The sequence below is a fragment of the Bacillus sp. EB106-04-02-XG92 genome, assembly GCF_058791995.1.
Genome location: NZ_JBYTEA010000015.1, coordinates 37,544 through 61,201 on the forward strand (window position 1 = coordinate 37,544; position 23,658 = coordinate 61,201).

Sequence of the window (23,658 nt, forward strand, 5' to 3'; positions counted from 1 at the left end):
TAAAAATAGTTTCTTTCTTCTGAAATATTAGGAAACTAATTTCAATTGCTTTACAATGAAACTATTGAACACGAAAGGGGAAAGAAAATTGGAGAAAAAATTATATTACACTGACGCTTATAAGCAAGACTTTACTACTACAATTATAAAGCAAGATTATGATAAAGACGGTAACTTATACGTTGTTTTAAACGAAACGGCATTTTATCCGACAGGTGGCGGACAACCATTTGATACTGGTACACTAAATGAAATCGATGTAATCAATGTAGAAGAGGTAAATGGAGAAATTCGTCACTTCATTGTAGAACAATTACATACAGAAGAAGTTGAAGGGAAAATCAATTGGGAGCGCCGTTTTGATCATATGCAACAACATGCGGCTCAGCACATTTTATCTGCTGCTTTTTGGGATCATTTTAACGTACCTACGATTGGATTCCATCTTGGTAAAGAGACGGTAACAATTGATTTAGAAACAGAAAATCTGCATGCAGAAACAGTTGAAAAAGCAGTACAAATTGCAAACAAAATTGTTTTTGAAAACCATCCCATCCGCATCCAGTGGATGAACTTAGAAGAAGCGAAAACATTGCCCCTTCGTAAAGAACCGACTATGACAGAAAATATACGCGTTGTTATTATCGAAAATTATGACTACAATGGCTGTGGCGGAACACATCCGAAACGTACTGGTGAAGTAGGTCCTATTCAAGTACTAGGATGGGAGCGTAATAAAGGCGGGATAAGATTAACGTTTATAGCTGGCTGGCGTACACTAAATCTTATGGAGCAACAGCAACAAATTATAAAGGATGTTTCTAAACAATTAAACAGTAGCGAGATTGATATTCCAGCAAAAGTAGCACAACTGCTTACTTCTCAAAAAGAAAACGAAAAAGCAATACAAACGATGAATGAAAAATTATTATATGCCGAGGCAAATGAACTACTGCAACAGCCTGCCGAAATACATGCTGGCATACTTATTTCTCAAGTATTTACAAATCGTTCTATGCAAGAAATCGCAAAACTTTCTGCTATTATTATAGAACAACAAGAGCATGCCATTACATATTTCGTTATCGAAAATGAGGACAAATTACAATGCATCCTCGCTTGCGGAAAAACAGTCACACTTGATATGAACGCACTTTTAAAAGATGCTCTTCCTACAATTGAAGGCAAAGGTGGCGGAAATAAAAAAAGTGCGCGCGGCGGCGGAAAAGCGATTATGACCGGGGAAGAGTTTTTAAATCAACTTGTTTCTTCTTTAGAGTCAGCAGTGTAAAACATGTCTATGAAGGATAGCTAACTGCTATCCTTCAACTATATTTACAGGCCTATATGTTGTTTCAACCCTTGATAACTCCCTGCATTTGCAAAACCGCCACTTATAAGAGTGATAAAAATTTTCGAAAAACCATACTGACTTAAATCTTTAATCGGTACCATTTGCACATCATGAATCGGATTATGATCAAACTCATTAGAAGGTAGCGTAATTTCACCCTCAATCCTTTCAAGCAGAAACGTAATATGTAATAAAGATGGGCTAGCATCCGGTTTATCGCAAACATAGAGTAGCTTCTTAATTTTAACTTCTAACCCTGTTTCTTCTCTCATTTCTCGAATCATTGCTTCTTCTAACGTTTCACCGTTCTCTACTCTTCCTCCAGGTAAAGACCAATTCCGATTAGCAACTTTTTGCTTTACTAGTAATACCTTTTCATCTTCAATTAAAATTCCCGTAACTCGAACTTGCATTACATTTTCCATATGCAATCTCCTCTTCCCGTTATATTTACAAATTAATCCTTCCACAAAAAGAACGTATGTTTTATAATTAAAGAAAATTATGGAAGAAAGAAGTTGTTACATCTATGCGTCCACCTTTAACAAAGTCTATATCACTTGAAGATTTCCAAAACTTTTATTGGTTAAAAGCAGAACTCCAAACATTTTGTCGTGAGCATGGTTTGCCAGCTAGTGGCTCTAAGATTGAAATAACCGAGCGTATCTCACATTATTTACATACTGGTAAAATATTAAAAAACAGCTCTGGTCAAAAGGTGAGTAAAGCTTCCCTCTCTTATAAAGAATTTTCTCTTCAAACGATTATTACTAACAATCACCGCTGTAGCGAAGATGTTCGTGCTTTTTTCAAAGAAAAAATCGGAGCAAACTTCCGTTTTACAGTAGCTCTCCAAAAATTTTTTAAAGAGAATGTTGGAAAAACATATGAAGACGCGATAACGTTTTGGTATGAAGAAAACGAACGAAAAAAAGATCCTACATACAAAACAACTATTAGCGCGCAGTTTGAATACAATCGCTTTACTCGCGACTTTTTCGAAGATCCAAATAACAAAGGCAGATCAAAAGCTGATGCTATCGCTGCTTGGAATGAAATAAAAGCAAAACCTGGTAGCAATGCCTATGTTCCTCAAAAAGTAGAAAACTAGTTCTTTTCTAGTCTTCTACTTTTTCAAATAATAGTGCTAACCCTATTCCACCACCAATTCCTAACGTCGCAATTCCATATTTCATATACTCCCTTTGTGCCTGATAAAACAAACGTGTTACAAGCATAGCACCAGATGCACCGTACGGGTGACCGAGCGCAATTGCTCCACCATTTACATTTAATTTTTCAAAAGGAATTTGTAACTCCTTTGCACAAGCAATAACCTTTGAAGCAAATGCTTCATTAATTTCAAAATAATCGATGTCCTCTACTTCCATATTCATTTCGTTTAATAATTTGTTCACCGCAAATATCGGACCAGTCCCCGGAAGATTTGGATCCACTCCAACTACAGCACTACGAACGAAACGAAGTACAGGCTTGTATCCTAATTTTCGGGCTTGCCCCTCTTCCATTACAAGAACAGCACATGCTCCGTCATTTACACCGCACGAATTACCTGCCGTTACTGTACCATTTTGTAAAAATGCAGGCTTAGTTCTTTTAATCATTCTTTCATAATTCATTTCTCGTTTTATAGCTTCGTCAAAAGAGCCATTAAACGGAATTATTTCATCTTGTAAATATCCATTTTCTACTGCTTGCAGTGTCCGCTTATAACTAAGACAAGCGTATTCATCTTGCATTTCTCGCGTTATATTATAACGCTCTGCAACATATTCAGCCGCCACTCCCATATTAGGATCACCAATTATTTCCGGTGAAAATCGCGCTCTATTTTGAAAAGGTGATGTACTTGTACTCTCTACTCCTCCTGCAATATAACAATTACCTGCCCCGCCTTGAATGAAATGACATGCGGTGCGAATCGCCTCCAATCCAGCACCACATTGCCGATCAATTGTTACACCAGGAATATGATAGCCAAGTCCTGCCTCTAAAGCAGATAATCTCGCAACATTCCCTCCTGGTCCAACAACATTCCCTAATATAACATCGTCTATTTCTCTCTCAATTCCTTTACTTAAAAACGTGAGAAGCGGCGTTACTAATTGCTGAACTTCATAATCTTTCAACATCCCATTTTTCTTACCAATAGGTGTCCTTTTCGCTTCTACAATAACCGCTCTATTCATATATCTTCTCCCGGTTTTCAATCATATTTTTCGCTGCAATACGAGCGATTTTACCGCTGTCTGTATACGGTATTTCATCTACAAAATGCCATTCTTTCGGTATTTTAAACGAGGATAATCGTTGTAAGCAAAAACTTTTTAATTGTTGCTTCGTAGCACTTCCTTTTACGATGGCGACAGGCTTTTCACCCCAATAACTATCATTCACACCAACTACAACTATTTCATCTACAGCTGGATGTTCATGTAATACACTTTCTATTGCTTCTGGGAAAATATTAATTCCTCCAAATAAAATCATATTCTTCTCTCTACCGACAATATAAATAAACCCTTCTTCATCTTCATACCCTACATCCCGTACCGTCATCCAGCCATCCGTACTCATCTCTGGAACTAAAATCCCATTTAATATGTATCCCATAAAAAACTGATCACTTTTCACATAAACAGTTCCTATCTCACCTTTCTGTACTTCTTCTCCTGCTTCATTACATATTCGAACTTGCACATTGTGACAAGGTTTCCCTACTGAATTTGGCCTTCTATCGCTTTCTTCATCAATTAGCGCTGTTACAAAACTTAGTTCCGACGCACCGTAAAATTCATATTTTTGCGCATAAGGAAATATACTCTTAATTTTTTCTTTCGCTTCAGCTACCCATTTCGCTCCTGACGAAATAATTTTCATTTTATTTTCTATTACTCTATTTTCTTTATATAAAGATTCCAGCATTGTCGGCACTGTATACATGACCGAAATATGTTCTATTTCTAACCTATCCAGCACTTGATCTGAAATAAACTTTCTCATAATATGCACCGTTTGTCCTATATGTAATGCACTTATTGCACCGTATAAAAAAAGAGAATGAACGAGCGTCCCAGCTATTAAAATAGAATCTTCTTTTTTCATATGAAAATCATGTATATTGCAATCAAAACTATGAACCCATGATTGTTGTGCACGTAAAAACGCTTTTGCTTTTCCAGTTGATCCTGATGTAAATCCCATATAAAACGGAGCATTTTGTACATTTTCTACAGGCTGATATGTAGGAAGATAGTGCTCTATCATTCTTTTCCACTCATCAATTTCTATTACTCTTCCTTCTTCATCCGGTAGATCATTTACCTTATATCGCTCTGTCACAATCACATCCGGATTACTGATTGCAATTCTTTCTTTAAGCTCATCCTGTTTCCACCTTATATCTAATGGTACACAAACCCATCCTGCCATAGCAGCACCTGCAAATAGTTGTAAAAACTCTATACGATTTTCTAATACAATTGCTATCGTTTTATTCTTCGATTCTTTTTCACTCAACCAGTTTGTTACTTTACATACTGACTCAAACCAATCTTTATATGTTAAAACTCGATTATTTTCCTTTATTGCTATTTTATTTGGTTGTAACGAGGCATGCTCTTTATATTCTTTTGTAATCCCCATTTGAGACGTCCTTCCCTTACAAAATAATAAAAAGAAACACGCAATGAACGTGTTTCTTCTCTTTCTTATCCTGCATTTGTATATTTCCCACTCTTTAGGGCAGGCGTAATAATATGTTTCAATGAACGATGTAATTTCGTTACGAGAATTGCTCCTATAATCGCTTTTATGCAATCCCCTGGTAAAAATATAACACTTACTTTCATCGTCTGCCATATAGAAATATCCATTACGAAAGCTTGTACAATAATACCAAATACATAAACTACGAAAATACCACCAATTATATTAATACATAATACCTTTATTATAGAAACTTCACGTAAACGCTCAATTAAATAACCGATGACAAACGCTCCAACGATATAACCGAGTAAATATCCTGCACTTGGTCCAACAAATACACCTGGACCACCGCGGCCACCAGCAAGTAATGGTGCACCTACTCCTACAATAAGTAAGAAAATCAGCTGACTTAATGCACCTAGTCGTGACCCTAACAACCCACCAGCAAGCATAACACCAAGTGATTGTAATGTAATAGGAACTGGTGTTATAGCAAGAGCAATTGGAGGTATTAACCCTAACACTCCCATAATAGAACTAAATAAAGCGACGAAAACTAAGTTTTTTGTATTCATATTTGCTTCTCCTATTTGTAAACTTGAAATGTTTTTCAGGTAACATATTATAGGAGTTATATTATCTTTCTATTTAGCTTTTGTCAACTTGTTTTCTTTATCGGTTTACAAACATAATTTTTATTATTTTTCTTTATGCAAATGCTCAAGTTCTTTCCGAAGCGCCTGCTTTAAAAACTTCCCAACAGATGTTTTCGGTATTTCTTCCATAAATACAATATCGTCTGGTAACCACCATTTCGCAAACTGTGGTTTTAAAAATTCATATATTTCTTCTTTCGTTACCGTACTATTTTTCTTTTGAACGACGCAGGCAACTGGGCGCTCTTGCCACTGCGGATGAGGAACGGCAACGACAGCTGCTTCAAATATAGCATCATGTGCCATTAAAGCATTTTCAAGGTCAACTGAAGAAATCCACTCGCCCCCGCTTTTAATGACATCTTTCGTACGGTCAACGATTTTCACGCAGCCTTCCTCGTCAACTGTTACAACATCACCAGTATATAACCATCCATCGCGAAAACCTTCAACAGTACGCTCATCGTTATAATAGCTTTCAGCGATCCATGGCGCTCGTAAACATAGTTCTCCCATCTCCGTACTATCCCACTTCACTTCACCATTTGTGCCAACTACTTTCATCTCTACACCAGGGACAAGATACCCTTGTTTTGATCTAATTTCTAATTGCTCTTCATATGATAATTCTGTTTCATAACTTTTTAAACGTGCAAGTGTTACGAGTGGGCTTGTTTCGGTCATACCATATGCATGGATGAACGGAACATTATATTTCTGTTCAAATGCTTTAATAACACTTTTCGGTGCAGCTGCACCACCGCATAGTATTCTCGTCATACTAGATAAATCGTAACTATTATTTTCTAACTCTTGTAATACACCGAGCCAAATTGTTGGCACACCAGCAGCTAACGTCACTTTTTCAGATTGGATCATTTCTAATAAAATTTTTGGCGTAAACATCGGTCCTGGAAGAACTTGTTTTGATCCAAACCAAGTAGCAGCGAAAGGGAGTCCCCAAGCATTCACATGGAACATCGGTACAATCGCCATTGCTGCATCACTTTCCGATAAAGCAGCTGTATCCGCTAAACCGAGTGCCATGCAATGCAGTACAGTACTACGATGCGTATATACAACACCTTTTGGATTTCCTGTAGTCGCTGACGTATAACACATACCAGCAGGTGTATTTTCATCAATATCTTTTACAAATTGGAAATTTGGATCGCCTTCTTCTAATAGCTTTTCATAATGATATACAGGTTCTAGCGTAGTATTTGGTAGTTCATCTTTATCAGTCATAATAATGTAGGCTTGTACTGTTGATAGTTGTGATTGAATATTTTCAACGAGTGGTACGAGATCTTCATCTATAAGTAGAATGCGATCTTCTGCGTGCTGAATAATATATGAAATATGTTGAGGAGATAAACGAATATTAATTGTGTGTAAAACGGAAGCAATACCAGGAATAGCAAAATATGCTTCCACATGTCGATGATGATTCCACGCTAACGTTCCTATACGCTCGCCTTCTTTAATTCCTAACTTTTTTAACGCACTGGAAAGTCTTCTCGTCCTTTCACCTAACTGCTTATACGTTAAAGTCGTAATTGTATCATGTGTCCGTGAAACAATTTCTTTCTTTGAAAACAGTTTTTCTGCTCTTTCCATCATAGAACTAATTGTTAGCGGTACATTCATCATCATATTGGTTATATCCTCCTTTAAAGCGTTTTCATTTTTTGTTTATTATAACAGACTTCTACAAATAACTACTATATTTTTCTGTATTTTCTGAATTATTTCTTTGGAAATAATTCAGAGCAAGAAAAAACATGTTTTGATACGTTGATTCGAAACATGTTTTTTATTTTTTATAAACTATCTACCTTTTCCCTTACATTCTTCTATACATTTTTGTATGTCATATAGCGACAGTATATGTTGTCATCTCTTTATATAAGGCGTATTCATATATATGTAAAATATTACTCCTATTAACTTCTCTAATAAAACCACTTTTCAATAATCATAACGGCTTCTGCTTAAACTTTTCATAATGTCGTACTTTTAATAAAAGGACATTCCCGCAATCTGTACAAATATAAGCATCTACTGGTGAAGATGTGAACATCGTCTCCTTTTTCCGTATTTGTGCATAACCGACAAACTCACCTTCTCCTATATTTTGAGAACCACAATTAGAGCATGTCTGCACGTCTTTCTGTTTCATGAGAGCACCACCTTTAATCTGTTTCTACTCCCTTCGACAGTTTACTTCCATTTCCCTTCCAAAAAACCTCTTATTCTCTTACATTTCAACAGGAATCTTAGAACACACATCGTATATGTACTATGAAATATATTTATTGACGGAGGAATTTTATGACTACGATTATGACGCTTAATACAGCTCAAGAAATTGAAAACGCAGAAATACATATGCTTTCTTCTAGATTAACGCTATTGCAAGCAATAAGCGGAAATCCAATGCAAATACAAATGAAAAAGTTCGGGAGTGCCACTGCTTTTTCATCAAAAGTAATTGCTGGTCCGGCTTTTAATACGGTAAAAGGTATTACATTTACAAATACAGATACGGTAGATGAAATTATCTCTTATTATCAATCACTACAAATCCCTTGTCGTTTTGAAATTACACCCGCTCAAGGTACAGCTGAACTATTTCATTACTTATCTGAAAAAGGTTTTTATCAATCTAGCTTCCATACTGCTTTATATAGTATACCGAGAGAAGATTCATCCCTTCTTCCTTCTAACATTTTAGTACGCCAACTAAAAGAAAATGAATTTCATATTTTTGCAGACATATATGTACGTGGATTTAACATGCCATCCTTTACAAAAGATGGAGTTCGCCAAAATAACGAAATTCTTTACGATAAACCAGGATGGCATTTTTTCATAGCAGAAATTCAAAATACTCCTGCAGGCATTGGTGTCCTGTACATAAATAATGGGATTGCTTCATTAGCTGCTTCTGCTACTTTGCCAGAATTTCAACGTAAAGGCTGTCATACTGCATTAATTCAAAAACGAATAGAAAAAGCTATAGCGACAAACTGTCATTTAATAGTTGGACAAGCCCGCTTTGGTAGCAGCAGTCAAAACAATATGGAACGTGCCCATATGAAAATTGCTTATACAAAATCAATATGGACTGCAAAAGACATATAATTAACATTCCTTCTCCTTGCATTACAATCTTATACATTTTATGACAATTCTTTTTCTATACCATTAATCATTTGAATATTCAAACTAGATTTATTACGCTATTACTAGATACATCATTCAACTTGCAATATGAAAAGAGAATTCTAATCAAACTACAAGGAGGAGAAATGTATGACTAAACATGATCATGGTTTAAAAGAAAAAGTAGAAGGTGCTATTGATAAAGTAAAAGGCGAAGTAAAAGAAGTTGTCGGGAAAGTAACTGACAATAAAAAATTACAAGCTGAAGGAAAATGGGATAAAGTAAAAGGCACTGCTAAAGATACGGTTGGTAATGTGAAAGAAAAAGTACATGAATACAAAGAGCATAAAGAGAATAAATAAAAAAGAACGAAGATGTATAGTTGTTTGCCCATAAAATCATTTTAAAACGACAAAAAGATGCCCGAAGGCATCTTTTTGTCTATAAACAACTATTTTACATCTTACTTTGTGAAATTTGGTTTTAGGTCACCTGTATACGGTTCGTGCTCAACAAAGATTTTTATATCTTTTCCATTCGCATCTTTCCCTAGTCTTGTATACGTAAATTTCTTTTTATTTAACTCTGTAAGTTCAAGAACCGCACCATATTTATTATTCCCTAACGAAGCGTGAGCCCTTATTTTATTACCATGTACAACATCAAAGAAACCATAGTCTCCACGACTTTCTCCTGTATTCACATTGAAAAACTCATATTTATTTGTATTTTTATCGTATTTTGCTAGACTAATAAAGTTTGAGTTGTATTTTGTTACATCATTACCTTGTTCGTCTAATACTACCGTTCCATTCCATAGTGTACTAGATAAAATTTTATCTCCATCAACGTCCGTAACTATTTTCCCCGTCGAGCTTTCTAAACTTTTATCAGGTCGCGTGAAAGAAAGTTCTTTTTCATGATAAGGAACATGTTCAACAAACACTTCTACATCGTTTCCTTTTGCATCTTTCCCCATTCTTTTATATGTAAATTTCTCCTTATCTAATTGCGTTAATTCAACAACCGCCTGATAATTTTTCGTTTCAGAAATCAACACTCTTTTCTTTCCATCATTCGTTATAAAAAAGGTACCGCTATCATTACGACTATCTCCTGTATTTGCATGAAAAAATTCATACCTTGCAGTTTTAGCATCATATTTTGCAAGCCCGATGAAATTTTGATTTTCTTTCGTTACATCATTATGATCTTTGTCATAGACTTTTGTCCCTTGCCAATTCGTTTCACTGAGTATACTAGCCAGTATTTGCCCTTTCGTTTGTTTAGTTCGCTCAGTTTCTTGTATTGCATTGTATAAAAATTGTGCGTACTGTTCACGTGTCACATCCATACTTGGAGCAAAATTCCCTCCTCCTACTCCTTTTGCAATATTATTTGTTTGAACAGCACTAATTGCATTTCTTGCCCATGAGTTCGGTGAAACATCAGTAAAAGTGTGATCACTCTTTGCCTGTAAATGAAAAGCATTTGTAAGAACCTGAGCCATTTCTGCACGTGTTAAGGATGCCTTCGGTCTAAAGTTCCCATTCTCGTCACCCGTAAAAACACCCATTTCTGTTAAAGACAAGATTTCCTTTATATAGCTTGTCGAATCTTCACTTATATCCCCATATGGGTTCTCATAACTTTTGTTTTCTACTATATTAAAATAACGATACATTAACGCTGCAACTTGCTCACGTGTTACATTATCTCCAAAACCAAATCTTCCATCATCATAGCCAAAAATGATTTTCTCACCTGTTAATTGCTGAATCGCCTCATATGCCCAGTGCCCCTTTGGAACATCTTTGAATACACCAGTATGATTCGTTTGTGGTGTAGCCGCTTCTGCTCTCACCTCTCCATTCGTTTCACTTAATAAACTTCCACCTAAAACTGCTGATATGATACATGTTTTTAAAATTGTTTTATTCATAGCTTCCCAATCCCTTCCTTCATTTAACAAAGAATTACATCACTTATCTTTCAAAAGAAAATTCTATGTGAGCAATTCATGTTTTAAATTTTGATTACAGCTAATTGGATACAAAGTGTTACACCGCCAAAGTTCTTTCTCGTAATATTCATAGCTACTATATATAGGAATTATAAATAGCAACTATAAATTGCCCATAAATAAATTATAAAAAAAAGATAAAATTAACATAATATATTTTTAATCTCACTCTGTAAAAAAACGTTATTCTTTCTCATCTAGCTTGTTAAGAAAGAATAACGTTTTTTAATTCTAGGATCCCGGCAAAAAAGAGGTTTTATTTTATATGTCCAAAAACAATTTCACGGCCCTTACCAAATAAAATATCGGAAAGAAGCCGTGGCAAATACTTATTTCATAATTGGCGAAAGTTTACTTCCCTTCACTCTTCTCTAACACATACAAATCTTCTTCAATATTAGATAGTTTCTCTGTTACAAGCTTTCTAGCATCTCCAATTGCTTGATTGTATGCAAATGGTCCTACTAATTTAATCATTTCTTCTATTAAACGCTCTGCTTGGAAGCGCCCAATTTCATCTAAATCTTCTTCAACGAAAAATTGCTGAATTTGTGCTACTAGCTCTTCTTTTTTATCATTTGGTATTTTTATATTCATCATCATATATTACTCCTCTATATGTAAGATAGTACGTTTCTTAACTCTACCATAGAAAAACGCTTTCCAGGACAACTTTTTGTAACGCCTTCTAGCTCCCTGTGACCGAGTATACTTTCTTTCTTTATAGCAAACTGTTTCATAAACATTTTACATAAAGAATATAATGCATTCATTTGTGCGGTAGTTGGATCATATTTATCAAAATTACCCGTCATACATATTCCAATTGTATCTCTATTATTATCTTTCGCATGTGCTCCAATATGTAAACCGCGTCCTTCGATTACAGTTCCATCTTCTTCAATAAAATAATTGTAACCGATTCCGCTCCATCCTCTTACTTTTTGATGAAATTCATGTGTTTTATACACATCCCATCCATCTTCGGATGTATGGTGGATAATCAGTTTGTTTACTTTTTCTAAAGGAACTAATTCATCTTGAAATGTTAAATTAACACATTTGATTTCCATTTGAATATCCCCCTTAAAAATCAATCATCATAATTGTTTTATCATCTGGTCGTATTCTCTTTTCCACTTCTAGCTCTTCAATAATTGCTACATATTCATTTATACTATTCGCTCTTATATATGCAACAGTTTGTTCGAGTGGCCAATCTGGGTGGAATAATCCGTCTGAACAAATAAAAATCCCACTCACTTCATCTATATGTAATTCCCCATGCTGCAAATAATGAATCGCTTCTTTCATTCCATTCGCAACGGAATACCCATCCTTTACATTTGCAAGATAACGATTATATTTTAACTGTTCTCGCACATCTTGAAAAACATGTTCTTCTGGTACAGATAATCCCTTTTTACGATCTTCTTCTCTTTTCTTTTTTGCTCGTTTACTAATTCCTTCAACTGTGTCTTTCGTTAATACTTGCATCGTTCCATTTTGAAGTATTGCGACAATCATACAGTCCCCTAACTGTACGTATTCAATTTTCTCACCATCTATTTGAACGGCCGCAATACATGTACACCACAAATGCTCTTTTTTTCTCGTGTCTACTTCATATTCTAGCATTTTTCTTTGCAATGCTTCATTTGCTTTTGCAACTGCAACTTGTAAACTATGATTTTCACGTAATGAAGCAAAATAACTTGCAAATAAATGCGAAGCGATGTATGCTCCATTATGTCCCTTTTCATCACGAAACGGCACAAGCGGTGTTGCTCCATCGCATACACCATACATCTTTTTTTCTTCATTACAAAAATAAGAATCCTCACATTCTCGCTTCAACGGGCTTTTCTGTTGATATCTTTTTATCTTCACAACTGTATCCCCTTTCAAATGATAAAACACTCGAATTATTTTGATTAATCTAATTTTCCAAAATAAACTGTTTTTACCCAAAACTTTCAATATCATATATAATCTTGAAATAATATGAATTTTTTAGTGAAGGACGGGAAAGAGATGGTCAGATTTCTTGGTGTTATTATTGGTTCTATTATTATTGCGATTGCCTTTAATCTTTTCCTTATCCCCCACAAAATTTTAAGTAGTGGAATTGGCGGAATTGCTATTATTTTAGGGATTGTAACTCCTGTAAACACAGGTATTATTAACTTTGTATTAAACTTACCTATCCTTATTTTAGGATACATAGGGCTTGGAAAAAAAGTAATTTTTAACACTGTTATCTCTGTTATTGTATTATCTGTTGCATTATACTATGTTCCAGTGAAAGTCGTAGCAACAGATCCACTTTTATCATCTATCTTTGGTGGTGTTATTGCCGGAGCTGGTATCGGTCTTGTCTTTAACTGCAATGGCTCAACTGGTGGATTTGATATTATCGGTATGTTGTTATCTCGCAAACGAGACATTAAACTTGGCGGATTCCTTATTATTTTAAATGCAGTCGTTGTAATCATTGCAGGATTCTTCTTCACTTGGGATGTTGCTCTTACAAGCTTACTTTCCATTTATGTAACTGGTAAAGTGATCGATGCTATTCATACGAAACATCGAAAGGTTACACTTATGATTGTAACAAATGAAGCAGAAAAAATGAAAAAACAACTTCTTTCAACTGTTGTACGTGGAATTACATTACTCGATGGCGAAGGTGCTTATTCTAGCGAAAAGAAACGCGTACTTATGACAGTCGTTTCTCGTGAAGAATTAGCAAGTATGAAATTAACAATTTCTGAAATCGACCCTCATGCATTCGTTAACATTACTGAAACGGTTGAAGTATTAGGATTGTTTAGAAAAGGTTAAAAAACTAGGTGGAAATCCACCTAGTTTTTATTTTCCATAAATTCAATTCGATTTCCGAACGGATCTGATACATAGAATCTAATTACATCTGGACGTGCATGATCATCTATTACTTCAATACCTTGCTTTATTAACTCTTGTTTAAATTCATCTATTCTTAAAACATAAAAAGCTGGATGCGCCTTTTTAGCTGGATTGAAGTTTTGCTCAACTCCGATATGAATTTCTTGATTTCCACACTTAAACCAACATCCACCACGCTTCTTTAATTCCTTTGGTTTCGGTATTTCCTCCATACCAATTTTTTCACCATAAAACGCTCGTGCTTCTTCTTCACACCCTACAGGCGCAGCTACTTGCACATGATCAATCCCTTGAATATAATTTCTCATTTTCTTTCCCCCTCTTTTATCCTAATATTATAAGGAAAACCTACTCCTGTAACTTACAAATGATTTATAAAACAATATAAGCTCCCCTTATTACGACCTTATACGCACTTTTCCAAAATAAAGAAAACAAAAATTATTATATAACTTCCATTTTTTATAGAAATACACATTACATCTATATTATAGTTATGAATAGACAAATCTTTTTAGATGCTATTTGTACGGAGGAACTATTATGAGTCGTAAAAAATATTCATCAACTCAAAGAAAACGTCATCCGAACATTTCTAGACGTTTGCGAAACCATATACAAGATCGTTCATTAACAGAAATGTACGCATCTCTGTTCGAACACAATCCTGATAGTATTATTTCATTAAATTTGGAGGGCATTATTTTACATATAAATCCTTCTGCCGAAAAAATATTAGGTTACTCTTCTTTAGAATTAGAACAGAAAAATATTATCTCTATTTTAGAAGCCCATATTTCTGAGCAAGTATTACAAAATATAAAGAATACGGAAGCGGATAATCAACAAGAATATATTTTATCTATTTATCATAAAAATGGATTCTTATTAGATGTCGTAACAAAACTAGTACCTATTTTTGTCCAAAATCGTCTAACTGGCGTATATGCCATTATGAAACCTCTTGAAAAATCAGAAAGAATTGAGAATATGCTAAAAGAAAGTGAGAAGAGATTACGTACATTAGTGAACTCCATGCCTGCGTTTGTTATATTTAAGGATCATGAAGGACGCTGGCTTGAAGCAAATGACTATGCACTTTCTTGTTTCAATTTCCACCATGTACCTTATCACGGGAAAAAAGATAGTGAACTCATTCAATATAACGAAGCCTACCGAGAAGCTTTTTTACATTGTGAAGAAGTCGACGAACTAGCATGGCAACAAAGACAAATTCTTCATGGTGAGGAATTCATTATTCATAGAGATGATTCCGACCTAATCTTAAGTATATCGAAAGTTCCACTTTATCATCCTGACGGCTCGCGAAAAGGTCTTATCGTAATGGGAAGAGACGTTACCGAACTAAAAGAAACGGAAAAGTTATTACGAAAATCAGAAAAGCTCGCGGTAGTCGGACAACTGACAGCTGGAATCGCCCATGAAATTCGAAATCCACTCACTTCTCTAAAAGGTTTTCTAACATTGCTACTCCCTGAAATAAATGAGGAGCAAAAATGGTATATCGATGTTATGTTAAGTGAGATTTCACAGATGGAATCTATCACTAGTCAATTTATGGCGATGTCTAAACCACAAGTATTATCTATCCAAACTTGTAACATACAAACTTTAATTGAAGAGGTAGTTACATTTATTTTACCAACTGCTGTTATGCATAGTGTTCATATCATTATGGATCATTTTGATTACAAACATGATATTCAGTGTGATGGTAACCAACTAAAACAAGTTTTCATAAATATATTAAAAAATGCGATAGAAGCGATGCCAAATGGCGGAAATATTTACATCCAAACAAAACCATTTGATGATGCTTTCATTTTAATACGGATTATTGACGAAGGTTGCGGTATCCCAGAAGACCGTATCTCTCGTCTAGGGGAACCGTTTTATAGTTTAAAAGAAAAAGGAACTGGACTAGGATTAATGATGTGTTACAAAATAATTGAAGAACATCATGGTAAATTATACATTTCAAGCGAATTAAATAAAGGTACGATCGTTGATATTCAATTGCCACTTTCTTCATCTCATCTTACGATTCAGTCATAAATAAAAAAAGAAACATCTGCTAATTGTTAGCAGATGCTTCTTTTTTAAAATACTTTATCATACCATTCTTTTGCTTTTTCTACTTCATCCATTGTTAATTGATGACCTCTATTTTCCCAGTGCATTGTTACGTTTGCAGTTGCACTTTCTAATAGCACCTTCAATTCCTCTGACTCTGCTGATGAACAAATCGGGTCATTTGTCCCAGCAGCGATAAACACGGATTTCCCTGCTAAATTAGGCAATTGCGTTCCTCTTCGCGGTACCATTGGGTGATGGAGCACAGCACCTTTCAACGCATTTTCGTAATGGAATAATAAACTTGCAGCAATGTTTGCCCCATTTGAATAACCGATAGCTACAATGTTATTTCTATCAAATTCATATGTTTTTGCAGCTTCATCTAAAAACTCATTTAATTCCTTCGTACGGAAAATCAAATCTTCTTCATCAAAAATGCCTTCTGCCAATCTACGGAAGAAACGTGGCATGCCATTTTCTAATACATTTCCTCTAACACTTAATACAGATGCTTCTGGGTCAATTATTTCTGCGAGTGGTAATAAATCTAATTCATTACCTCCTGTACCATGAAGTAATAACAACACTGGTTTTGACGTATCTTTTCCTTTTTGAAAAACATGTTTCATCATAATCCTTTTCCCCTTTCAATCACTTTAATCTAAATTTCTCACTTCAAATGGTAGAAGTGTTTGTTCAATTTGGTTTCTATGTGATTCATATTGCTCCGGTAACTTTAATTCCTCACCCATCGTCTCTAACGATTCGTCATGAGCGAAACCAGGAGGGTCTGTTGCAATTTCAAATAAGATTTCCCCGTGTTCTCTAAAATAAATTGCGTTAAAATAATTGCGATCTTGTACAGGAGTTACGTGATATCCAAAACGAGACACATGCTCTTTCCAGTCTAGTTGATCATCATCATCACTCGCTCTCCAAGCAATATGATGAACTGTACCAACACCCATTTGGCCACGCCCGATTGTTGATAATCTCAAGTCGATAATATTTCCAATGTCAGCAGAAGAACGGAATCGAACGAATTCACCTTCTTCTCCAATTTTCTCAAGACCCATAACATGCTCTAACAATTCAGCAGTTTTTTGAGGTTGTGCCGATAAAAGAACAGCACCGCCAAATCCTTTAATTGCTACTTCTGGCGTAACTTCTCCAAAAGTCCAATTATTTAATTCGCCCTCTTCTCTTTCTACTAATTCTATATGCAAACCATGTGGATCATCAAATTCTAAATACTGCTCTCCAAATCGAGTCATTTTTGTATATGCAACATCGAATTTTTCTAATCTATGTTCCCAAAACTCCATTGCACCTTTTGGTACGACATAAGACGTAATGCCTACTTGCCCATCTCCAATAACGCCTTGACGAGCACCAGCCCATGGGAAAAACGTAATAATTGTTCCAGGTTTTCCTCCTTCATTCCCAAAATAAAGATGGTACGTGCCCGGATCATCAAAATTCACAGTTTGTTTCACTAAACGTAACCCTAATACACCAGCATAAAAATCTACATTTTCTTGTGGATGCCCTACGATTGCTGTAATATGATGAATCCCCATTGTTTTCTTTTCCATTTCGTTCACTCCTTTTAGTCCCTTATAAAATTTTTATACATTAAAATTCATTATTCATTTTGTCCATACTGCATAGTAAAATCCGTCATGATAATTTTATCTCGAATTCGAGATTTTAATTATAAAATCACACTTTAACTTCCAACTCATCAAAATCATCTCAAATTCGAGATAATACTCAAAAAAATATTTACTGCATTTGAAATCTTTATTCAAAGTACAAATTACCTTAAACTTAAACTTATTATAAGTTACTTACTTTTAGTTGTCAATAAGTTCCTTATTTTCATTTTAAATAAAAAGAGAGTAAACGCCAGTTTACTCTCTTCGTTAATTATTTCGTTTCCTCTTCAAGCACTGCTTCCATCTCATTAAATTCACGATGAATTGCTTTCACAGGTTCTTTTGTTACTAAACTTACAATAATAACAGCTAATAAGCTACAGAAGAATCCAGGTACCATTTCATACATAGTCGCTTTTAAACTTGGAATTTGTACCCAAGTAATTACAACTACTGCACCTACAATCATCCCTGCAAGAACGCCCCATTTGTTCGTTCTTTTCCAATATAAACTTAATAAAATTGCAGGTCCGAATGCTGAACCAAATCCTGCCCAAGCATAACCGACAAGTGTTAAAATTGTATCACTTGGATGATAAGCTAAAACAACTGCGATCATAGCTACTACTAATACTGACAGTCTACCGATAAATACAAGTTCTTTATCACTTGCGTTACGACGGAAAAATGTTTTATAGAAATCTTCCGTTACAGCACTTGAAATAACGAGTAATTGCGAGGAAATACTACTCATAATCGAAGCCAAAATAGCTGATAGTAAAAACCCAGTGATGTACGGATGGAATAAGATATTTGAGAATGTTACAAAGACCATTTCTGGATCTTGTAATGTCGTATTATTTTTAGCGTAATAAGCAATACCAATTAAACCAGTAAGCATTGCACCTATAATGGAAATCGTCATCCAACCGATACCGATTCTACGAGAAGTTTTTAAATCTTTAATTGAGGTAATTGCCATAAAACGGACAATAATATGCGGTTGACCAAAATACCCAAGACCCCATGCTAAAAATGAAATAATCCCAAGAATTGTAGTCCCTTTAAGCATATCTAAACGCGATGCATCAACTTGCTTAATTGTATTGAATGTTTCTGTTACACCGCCCACATCTGTAAAAGCAACAATTGGTACTAATACAAGAGCAATAAACATAATACACCCTTGCACAAAGTCAGTCCAACTTACTGCTAAAAAGCCACCGAATAGTGTATAAGCAACTACGACACCGACAGTTACAAATAAACCAACTTTATAATCTAGGTTGAAAGAGTTCTCAAACAAACGTCCACCTGATACTAAACCAGCCGACGCATAAAATGTGAAAAATACTAAAATGACGATAGCGGAGACAAAACGAAGTATTTTTGTACGATCTTTAAAACGATTCTCTAAAAAGTCTGGAATCGTAATTGAATCATTTGCCACTTCTGTATACGTTCGCAAACGGGGGGCAAGAATTAAATAGTTTGCATAAGCACCTATTAATAAACCTATTGCAATCCATATACTTGATAATCCTGTCGCATACATCGCACCAGGTAATCCCATTAGCATCCAACCACTCATGTCAGAAGCACCAGCTGATAAAGCTGTAACTGCTGGACCGAGTCCCCTTCCGCCTAACATATAATCTGATAAATCGGATGTCTTCTTATAAGACCAATAACCGATATACAACATACCTGCCATATAAATAGCAAGCGAAACCATAATCTCAATCTTCACCAAATCTCTCCCTTAGTTACATAAGCCATTCAAAATTTCGAAAAATGACTTTTTCTATTTTCTTGTTTTCGCTTATGGTTCCCTACCTTACCAAACATTTTTTGTTCTTTCAAGTGAACAAGCCCTTTTCACTACATGTGAAAACCTTTATAAACGCCTTTATCCCAGTGGATTACCCGGCTTTCAAAAGAAATTAAAATAAAAATATTCAGAAATTAAAAGACGCCTATTTTTCAAATAAAAAAGCCATACAAATGTATGACTTTTAATTTATTTAACATAGCTTATTTTCTATTCATAAGTAGGAAACAATTGTGAAAGAGGAACGATCCGTCCCATCTCATCTTTAAACACAATATGCTCTCTCGTTAAATGACGCGGACTCTTTACTCCCGCTGCTGCTGCAAGTGAGAATAAACTGTATCTCATACTAACAACGTAATTCATTACGCGCCATTTTTTCTCATACGGATCTAGCGCTTTTTGATAGTGCGGATTCGTCGTGGCAACCCCAGATGGACATTGTCCGGAATTACATTGAAGCGCCATGATACAGCCACTTGCCATCATAAATCCGCGTGCTGAATTTACGGCATCTGCTCCAATTGCTAAAGCAATTGCCACTTTATCTGGTGTAATTAATTTCCCTGAGGCAAACACTTTGAATTTATCCCGAACACCATAATGACTCGCTGTATCAATACAAGTTAATAATGCTGGAATAAGCGGCATCCCCATACTATCTGCCATCGATTTATACGTTGCTCCTGATCCACCTTCTGAACCATCAATTGTAATGAAATCTGGATAGATGTTTAACTCTTTCATCGTTTTGAATAAGTCTTCTAGCGGCTCTTGTTGTCCAATTACAATTTTCATACCGACAGGTTTACCGCCATTTTCTTGCAAACGCTGAATAAAATACAGTGTATCTGCTGCATTATTTAAAAATGAAAATCGATTTGGTGAATTAATTGTCTCGCCTTCTCGTACATTCCGAACAGAAGCAATCTTTGCATTTACTTTTTGCCCTTCTAAATGACCACCACGTATTTTCGCACCTTGCCCAAATTTCAATTCGAATGCTTTAATATTACTTTCTTTCGCTTTCTCCATAAATTTCTCCATTGAAAAATTACCATCCTCATCACGATACCCGAATAAACCTGGACCAATTTGTGCAACAATATTTGCACCTGTATGTAAATGTTCTGGTATTACACCACCTTCTCCCGTATTAATCCACGAACCGCCAGCCATCTTCGCACCAAAACCACTCGCTAAAATATAATTTTCGCCAATCGCACCGTAAGAAGTTGCTGATGCACCAAACATACCATACAGTTTCCATGGATATTTACGATTTTCACCGACGATAATTGCATCGTCTTCTTCATATAGCCAAAGATTAGTTGTATCCGCTGTCAATTTTTCTCTTCGTGAAAATAACCCTTCTTTATGAATCACATACTTTTTCCCTTCACGTTCTTGCGTTACATTCACACTTAATTCATCTGTTAATATCGGAAATAATGTATTAGTGATATAATAGCCAGATGCATCAAAATCTCGTTTCGATCCAAATCCGAGTATTTCAGAACGATACTTTGCGAGAAACATTACACTTTGAAAATCATAACGCGAAAAAGGCTTTCCATCCGTATCATGATCAAACCAATATTGCCGAAATTCCGGTCCGATTTTTTCAAGTAAATAGCGCATTCTCCCTAAGTATGGATGCAGCTTTAATATAGAATGATGCGTCCGTTTTTTAATGAAAAATGTAATAATAAAAAAAATGATTAATAATAGCATCAATAAGAGCAATATACTAATAATAACGAGTAGCGTTTCACTCATCCCGCTTCCTCCTATGAAATCCATAATAAAAGGAGAACACCTGATGTGTTCTCCTTTTATCTTTATTCAAATTAATGTAGCAAGATGCTCTTTCGCATCATATTCAACTAAACTTTCAGCATTTTTAATTCGATGAACAAAATCTGGATTAGCAATTAAAGGTCTTCCGAATGCCGCTACATCAATTGTTCCTTCTTGCAACGCTTTTTCAGCTTCTTTCGGATTTAAATTTCCTACTCCTATGATCGTACCATCCCAATATTTTCTTACTAATTGATGAAAATTCTTTCCGTCAGCAATAACTGCCGTATAATTCATCGTTGAAGGGTGAATCATCGTTAACCCAACTTCTTTGAACATATTTACAAACGTTTCAATTGCAAACTCAGGATTTTCCCACATATAAGTAGGATTATCACCTTTAAAAGCAGAGAAGCGAAGAAGTGTTTTATCAGCTCCAACAGCTTCTATTACAGCCTCAGTTACTTCTTTCATAAACGTTAATCTTTCCTTTAAGTCACCGCCGTATTTATCAGTACGCTTATTTGCAAACTCATAAGTAAATTGATCAATTAAATATCCGTGTGCGCCGTGAATTTCTACTCCATCAAATCCAGCTTCAATCGCATTCTTCGCAGCTTGTGCGTAATGACCAATCACTTCTTGTATTTCTTCTAACGTCATTGCTTCTGGCGTATCAAACGGTTTACGAAAACGTGGAACATTTCCTTCTGCAGCAATAGCAGACGGTGCTTGTGGCATTTGCCCACCAATTATTTCGTGATGACTCATACGTCCAACATGCCATATTTGAGCAATAATCGTTCCACCTTCTTTATGTACTGCCTCTGTAACAGGCTTCCAAGAATCGATTTGTTCTTGTGTATAAATCCCTGGTACTCCCGGATTCCCTTTTGCTCTTGGGCTAATGACGATTCCCTCTGTAATAATGAATCCAACTCCATCAGCTGCACGCTTTCTATAATACTCAACTACATCAGTGCCAACGACTCCCGTTTCATGATTCGCGAAACATCTCGTCATCGGTGCCATTGCTATACGATTACGAAGAGACCAAGATCCAATTTGAATCGGATTAAACAACTTCGTTTCTTCAATATTTTCAAAAGATCCCCAAGCGTTTATATTTGTTCCTTCATAAATACTTGCTGCTTTATTATTTGAATTTGTCATTTTTCTTCCTCCTAAAAATATTCTTACTATAATCGCATCATACTTACTTTTAGATAGTAACGTCAATTTATACGCTTTAACCACAAAACATTCGAATATCAAACAAATAGAATGCTATAAATAAACTAAAAAAGGTTTCCTTAGTAGGAAACCTTTTTTAGTTGACCATATATGGTTATCAATTTCTTTATCTCTTTTCTATAAAGAATTATTATCTTTTCACTTATAAAAAATCCCTTATCAATAGAAGTGGAAATGGTTCAGTATTCTTCTAAAAATAATAACTTATAAACCTAAAACAATGAAAGCCCTACCTCTCTTTCATCCTTACGGCTCCTCGTCCGTGCCAGTGTGAATCAGGATTGCAAAAATCAAGTAACTATTCTATCGAAGTGTTTAATTAAACTTCGAACATTCGTAAAGAATTAAAAAATAAAAATGGATTTGATTGTAGTAATAACAAACGAGGTTAATGCTCTAAAAGTGGTTTGAAAAAGTTGAATGTCTTTGAAATGATTAATTTTCTATAATTATGTTCCCAAAAAATTCAAAATCTTTTTTTGGGATGTAATACATTATTTGTAATGAATCTTAACAAAAGCTTTTTATTTGACTTTCTGTGATACCTTCAATTAATCCCAGTTCACTAATCAAAAATTCGTGTGCGTTATCTAACATTTTCTTTTCGCTTGCATTAAGTGCTTTTTCTTTCTGCATACGTAATAAATCACGTACAACTTCAGCACCTTCTTGTATTTTACCCGTCTTTATTTTATCAGTGTTCAATTTATACCTTTGTTTCCATGTAAGTAATCTATCAGATTCTCCATGTTGAAAAACATCCAATATGTGTGCTATTGCCGTTATATCCGTGACTGGTCGTATATTTGAGCTCAATATTCTCTCTGCCGGAATCATTACTTCCATATTACTACCCGACATTTTTATAACATAATACTGTTGTTTTTCTCCTGCGATTTCCTTCTCTTCTACGGCTTTAATTATACCTGCTCCGTGCATTGGATAAACAATGTTATCGCCAATTTGAAACAAATAATCCACCTCCATATATGGTAACCTTCTCAATCTTAACACACAATCACTTTTTTAGCAAAATTTTTATTTTATCACAAAATTATTTTTTATGTCAATTCTTTCTAACTAAGAAAATAAATTCGTAAAACATCACTAAAAACCTGTAATCTCATTAACTTTTCCACACATATATACATTCTAA

23 protein-coding genes are annotated in these 23,658 nt (G+C 35.0%); 6 read left to right on the forward strand and 17 right to left on the reverse strand.

Going from position 1 to position 23,658, the window contains the following annotated elements:
* Nucleotides 1-88: 88 nt before the first annotated feature.
* Nucleotides 89-1,291: an alanyl-tRNA editing protein gene (locus AC3WVA_RS25500; RefSeq protein WP_166688688.1), complete on the forward strand. Its 1,203-nt coding sequence runs from the start codon at nucleotides 89-91 to the stop codon at nucleotides 1,289-1,291.
* Between the two features lie 44 nt (nucleotides 1,292-1,335).
* On the opposite strand, the gene AC3WVA_RS25505 is transcribed toward AC3WVA_RS25500, so the two are convergent.
* The gene (locus AC3WVA_RS25505) at nucleotides 1,336-1,779 is read right to left on the reverse strand and encodes an NUDIX hydrolase (protein ID WP_098346158.1); all 444 of its coding nucleotides are present in this window, start codon (nucleotides 1,777-1,779) and stop codon (nucleotides 1,336-1,338) included.
* A 104-nt stretch (nucleotides 1,780-1,883) separates the two neighbouring features.
* On the opposite strand from AC3WVA_RS25505, the gene AC3WVA_RS25510 reads away from it, so the two are divergent.
* Nucleotides 1,884-2,465 carry a DUF6434 domain-containing protein gene (locus tag AC3WVA_RS25510; protein ID WP_098346159.1) on the forward strand — a complete coding sequence of 194 codons (582 nt, stop codon included), beginning with the start codon at nucleotides 1,884-1,886 and terminating at the stop codon, nucleotides 2,463-2,465.
* A 7-nt stretch (nucleotides 2,466-2,472) separates the two neighbouring features.
* On the opposite strand, the gene AC3WVA_RS25515 is transcribed toward AC3WVA_RS25510, so the two are convergent.
* From AC3WVA_RS25515 to AC3WVA_RS25535, 5 genes are all read right to left on the reverse strand, one after another.
* Nucleotides 2,473-3,564: an acetyl-CoA C-acyltransferase gene (locus tag AC3WVA_RS25515; RefSeq protein ID WP_098346160.1), complete on the reverse strand. Its 1,092-nt coding sequence runs from the start codon at nucleotides 3,562-3,564 to the stop codon at nucleotides 2,473-2,475.
* Nucleotides 3,557-5,020, reverse strand: coding sequence for an acyl-CoA synthetase (locus AC3WVA_RS25520; RefSeq protein WP_098346161.1), 1,464 nt, complete (start codon nucleotides 5,018-5,020; stop codon nucleotides 3,557-3,559). The genes AC3WVA_RS25515 and AC3WVA_RS25520 overlap by 8 nt, the downstream gene beginning before the upstream one ends.
* A 65-nt stretch (nucleotides 5,021-5,085) precedes the next feature.
* Nucleotides 5,086-5,661 carry a biotin transporter BioY gene (locus AC3WVA_RS25525; RefSeq protein WP_098520418.1) on the reverse strand — a complete coding sequence of 192 codons (576 nt, stop codon included), beginning with the start codon at nucleotides 5,659-5,661 and terminating at the stop codon, nucleotides 5,086-5,088.
* A gap of 123 nt (nucleotides 5,662-5,784) precedes the next feature.
* Nucleotides 5,785-7,398, reverse strand: a complete 1,614-nt coding sequence (locus AC3WVA_RS25530; protein ID WP_048527556.1) for a long-chain fatty acid--CoA ligase — start codon at nucleotides 7,396-7,398, stop codon at nucleotides 5,785-5,787.
* Between the two features lie 322 nt (nucleotides 7,399-7,720).
* Nucleotides 7,721-7,924, reverse strand: a complete 204-nt coding sequence (locus tag AC3WVA_RS25535; protein ID WP_000810212.1) for a hypothetical protein — start codon at nucleotides 7,922-7,924, stop codon at nucleotides 7,721-7,723.
* Between the two features lie 152 nt (nucleotides 7,925-8,076).
* On the opposite strand from AC3WVA_RS25535, the gene AC3WVA_RS25540 reads away from it, so the two are divergent.
* Nucleotides 8,077-8,889, forward strand: coding sequence for a GNAT family N-acetyltransferase (locus AC3WVA_RS25540; RefSeq protein ID WP_048527555.1), 813 nt, complete (start codon nucleotides 8,077-8,079; stop codon nucleotides 8,887-8,889).
* Nucleotides 8,890-9,060: 171 nt separating this feature from the next.
* Entirely contained in the window at nucleotides 9,061-9,273 is a 213-nt protein-coding gene (locus AC3WVA_RS25545) for a CsbD family protein (protein ID WP_000160409.1), read from the forward strand.
* A gap of 101 nt (nucleotides 9,274-9,374) precedes the next feature.
* On the opposite strand, the gene AC3WVA_RS25550 is transcribed toward AC3WVA_RS25545, so the two are convergent.
* From AC3WVA_RS25550 to AC3WVA_RS25565, 4 genes are all read right to left on the reverse strand, one after another.
* Nucleotides 9,375-10,853, reverse strand: a complete 1,479-nt coding sequence (locus AC3WVA_RS25550; protein WP_098346202.1) for a DUF4822 domain-containing protein — start codon at nucleotides 10,851-10,853, stop codon at nucleotides 9,375-9,377.
* Between the two features lie 432 nt (nucleotides 10,854-11,285).
* Nucleotides 11,286-11,537, reverse strand: a complete 252-nt coding sequence (locus AC3WVA_RS25555; protein WP_001983516.1) for a DUF2164 domain-containing protein — start codon at nucleotides 11,535-11,537, stop codon at nucleotides 11,286-11,288.
* 11 nt (nucleotides 11,538-11,548) lie between these two features.
* Nucleotides 11,549-12,007, reverse strand: a complete 459-nt coding sequence (locus AC3WVA_RS25560; RefSeq protein ID WP_098346164.1) for a peptidoglycan recognition protein family protein — start codon at nucleotides 12,005-12,007, stop codon at nucleotides 11,549-11,551.
* A gap of 13 nt (nucleotides 12,008-12,020) precedes the next feature.
* Nucleotides 12,021-12,842 carry a protein phosphatase 2C domain-containing protein gene (locus AC3WVA_RS25565; protein WP_141539491.1) on the reverse strand — a complete coding sequence of 274 codons (822 nt, stop codon included), beginning with the start codon at nucleotides 12,840-12,842 and terminating at the stop codon, nucleotides 12,021-12,023.
* A 126-nt stretch (nucleotides 12,843-12,968) separates the two neighbouring features.
* Between AC3WVA_RS25565 and AC3WVA_RS25570 the strand changes: the two genes are divergently transcribed.
* A complete protein-coding gene (locus AC3WVA_RS25570; RefSeq protein WP_000251342.1) occupies nucleotides 12,969-13,778 on the forward strand; it encodes a YitT family protein in 810 nt (269 codons plus the stop codon).
* A gap of 20 nt (nucleotides 13,779-13,798) precedes the next feature.
* On the opposite strand, the gene AC3WVA_RS25575 is transcribed toward AC3WVA_RS25570, so the two are convergent.
* Nucleotides 13,799-14,170 carry a VOC family protein gene (locus AC3WVA_RS25575; RefSeq protein ID WP_492322261.1) on the reverse strand — a complete coding sequence of 124 codons (372 nt, stop codon included), beginning with the start codon at nucleotides 14,168-14,170 and terminating at the stop codon, nucleotides 13,799-13,801.
* A gap of 235 nt (nucleotides 14,171-14,405) precedes the next feature.
* On the opposite strand from AC3WVA_RS25575, the gene AC3WVA_RS25580 reads away from it, so the two are divergent.
* Nucleotides 14,406-15,938, forward strand: coding sequence for a BA3702 family sensor histidine kinase (locus AC3WVA_RS25580; RefSeq protein WP_492322262.1), 1,533 nt, complete (start codon nucleotides 14,406-14,408; stop codon nucleotides 15,936-15,938).
* A gap of 44 nt (nucleotides 15,939-15,982) precedes the next feature.
* Here AC3WVA_RS25580 and AC3WVA_RS25585 read toward each other — a convergent pair whose 3' ends face one another.
* The 6 genes from AC3WVA_RS25585 to AC3WVA_RS25610 all read right to left on the reverse strand — a co-directional run bounded on the left by AC3WVA_RS25585 (nucleotide 15,983) and on the right by AC3WVA_RS25610 (nucleotide 23,474).
* Nucleotides 15,983-16,591 carry an alpha/beta hydrolase gene (locus tag AC3WVA_RS25585; protein WP_071757717.1) on the reverse strand — a complete coding sequence of 203 codons (609 nt, stop codon included), beginning with the start codon at nucleotides 16,589-16,591 and terminating at the stop codon, nucleotides 15,983-15,985.
* 24 nt (nucleotides 16,592-16,615) lie between these two features.
* Complete coding sequence (locus AC3WVA_RS25590; RefSeq protein ID WP_071757718.1) at nucleotides 16,616-17,554, reverse strand: ring-cleaving dioxygenase; 939 nt, start codon at nucleotides 17,552-17,554, stop codon at nucleotides 16,616-16,618.
* A gap of 334 nt (nucleotides 17,555-17,888) precedes the next feature.
* Nucleotides 17,889-19,367 carry a sodium/proline symporter PutP gene (gene putP / locus AC3WVA_RS25595; RefSeq protein WP_142321022.1) on the reverse strand — a complete coding sequence of 493 codons (1,479 nt, stop codon included), beginning with the start codon at nucleotides 19,365-19,367 and terminating at the stop codon, nucleotides 17,889-17,891.
* Nucleotides 19,368-19,658: 291 nt separating this feature from the next.
* Nucleotides 19,659-21,227: an FMN-binding glutamate synthase family protein gene (locus AC3WVA_RS25600; RefSeq protein WP_098346168.1), complete on the reverse strand. Its 1,569-nt coding sequence runs from the start codon at nucleotides 21,225-21,227 to the stop codon at nucleotides 19,659-19,661.
* 66 nt (nucleotides 21,228-21,293) lie between these two features.
* Nucleotides 21,294-22,421 carry an alkene reductase gene (locus tag AC3WVA_RS25605; RefSeq protein ID WP_195756196.1) on the reverse strand — a complete coding sequence of 376 codons (1,128 nt, stop codon included), beginning with the start codon at nucleotides 22,419-22,421 and terminating at the stop codon, nucleotides 21,294-21,296.
* Nucleotides 22,422-23,012: 591 nt separating this feature from the next.
* Entirely contained in the window at nucleotides 23,013-23,474 is a 462-nt protein-coding gene (locus AC3WVA_RS25610) for a CarD family transcriptional regulator (RefSeq protein WP_174888006.1), read from the reverse strand.
* Between the last annotated feature and the right edge of the window lie 184 nt (nucleotides 23,475-23,658).

Bases quoted from the DNA above. Each gene is read 5' to 3' on its own strand.
- AC3WVA_RS25570 (WP_000251342.1), top strand. From the start codon at position 12,969: ATGGTCAGATTTCTTGGTGTTATTATTGGTTCTATTATTATTGCGATT.
- AC3WVA_RS25560 (WP_098346164.1), bottom strand. From the start codon at position 12,007: ATGGAAATCAAATGTGTTAATTTAACATTTCAAGATGAATTAGTTCCT.
- AC3WVA_RS25535 (WP_000810212.1), bottom strand. From the start codon at position 7,924: ATGAAACAGAAAGACGTGCAGACATGCTCTAATTGTGGTTCTCAAAAT.
- AC3WVA_RS25550 (WP_098346202.1), bottom strand. From the start codon at position 10,853: ATGAATAAAACAATTTTAAAAACATGTATCATATCAGCAGTTTTAGGT.
- AC3WVA_RS25540 (WP_048527555.1), top strand. From the start codon at position 8,077: ATGACTACGATTATGACGCTTAATACAGCTCAAGAAATTGAAAACGCA.
- AC3WVA_RS25525 (WP_098520418.1), bottom strand. From the start codon at position 5,661: ATGAATACAAAAAACTTAGTTTTCGTCGCTTTATTTAGTTCTATTATG.
- AC3WVA_RS25590 (WP_071757718.1), bottom strand. From the start codon at position 17,554: ATGGAAAAGAAAACAATGGGGATTCATCATATTACAGCAATCGTAGGG.
- AC3WVA_RS25580 (WP_492322262.1), top strand. From the start codon at position 14,406: ATGAGTCGTAAAAAATATTCATCAACTCAAAGAAAACGTCATCCGAAC.
- AC3WVA_RS25505 (WP_098346158.1), bottom strand. From the start codon at position 1,779: ATGGAAAATGTAATGCAAGTTCGAGTTACGGGAATTTTAATTGAAGAT.
- AC3WVA_RS25530 (WP_048527556.1), bottom strand. From the start codon at position 7,398: ATGATGATGAATGTACCGCTAACAATTAGTTCTATGATGGAAAGAGCA.
- AC3WVA_RS25585 (WP_071757717.1), bottom strand. From the start codon at position 16,591: ATGATGAAACATGTTTTTCAAAAAGGAAAAGATACGTCAAAACCAGTG.
- AC3WVA_RS25555 (WP_001983516.1), bottom strand. From the start codon at position 11,537: ATGATGATGAATATAAAAATACCAAATGATAAAAAAGAAGAGCTAGTA.
- AC3WVA_RS25600 (WP_098346168.1), bottom strand. From the start codon at position 21,227: ATGAGTGAAACGCTACTCGTTATTATTAGTATATTGCTCTTATTGATG.
- AC3WVA_RS25575 (WP_492322261.1), bottom strand. From the start codon at position 14,170: ATGAGAAATTATATTCAAGGGATTGATCATGTGCAAGTAGCTGCGCCT.
- AC3WVA_RS25605 (WP_195756196.1), bottom strand. From the start codon at position 22,421: ATGACAAATTCAAATAATAAAGCAGCAAGTATTTATGAAGGAACAAAT.
- AC3WVA_RS25520 (WP_098346161.1), bottom strand. From the start codon at position 5,020: ATGGGGATTACAAAAGAATATAAAGAGCATGCCTCGTTACAACCAAAT.
- AC3WVA_RS25515 (WP_098346160.1), bottom strand. From the start codon at position 3,564: ATGAATAGAGCGGTTATTGTAGAAGCGAAAAGGACACCTATTGGTAAG.
- AC3WVA_RS25510 (WP_098346159.1), top strand. From the start codon at position 1,884: ATGCGTCCACCTTTAACAAAGTCTATATCACTTGAAGATTTCCAAAAC.
- AC3WVA_RS25545 (WP_000160409.1), top strand. From the start codon at position 9,061: ATGACTAAACATGATCATGGTTTAAAAGAAAAAGTAGAAGGTGCTATT.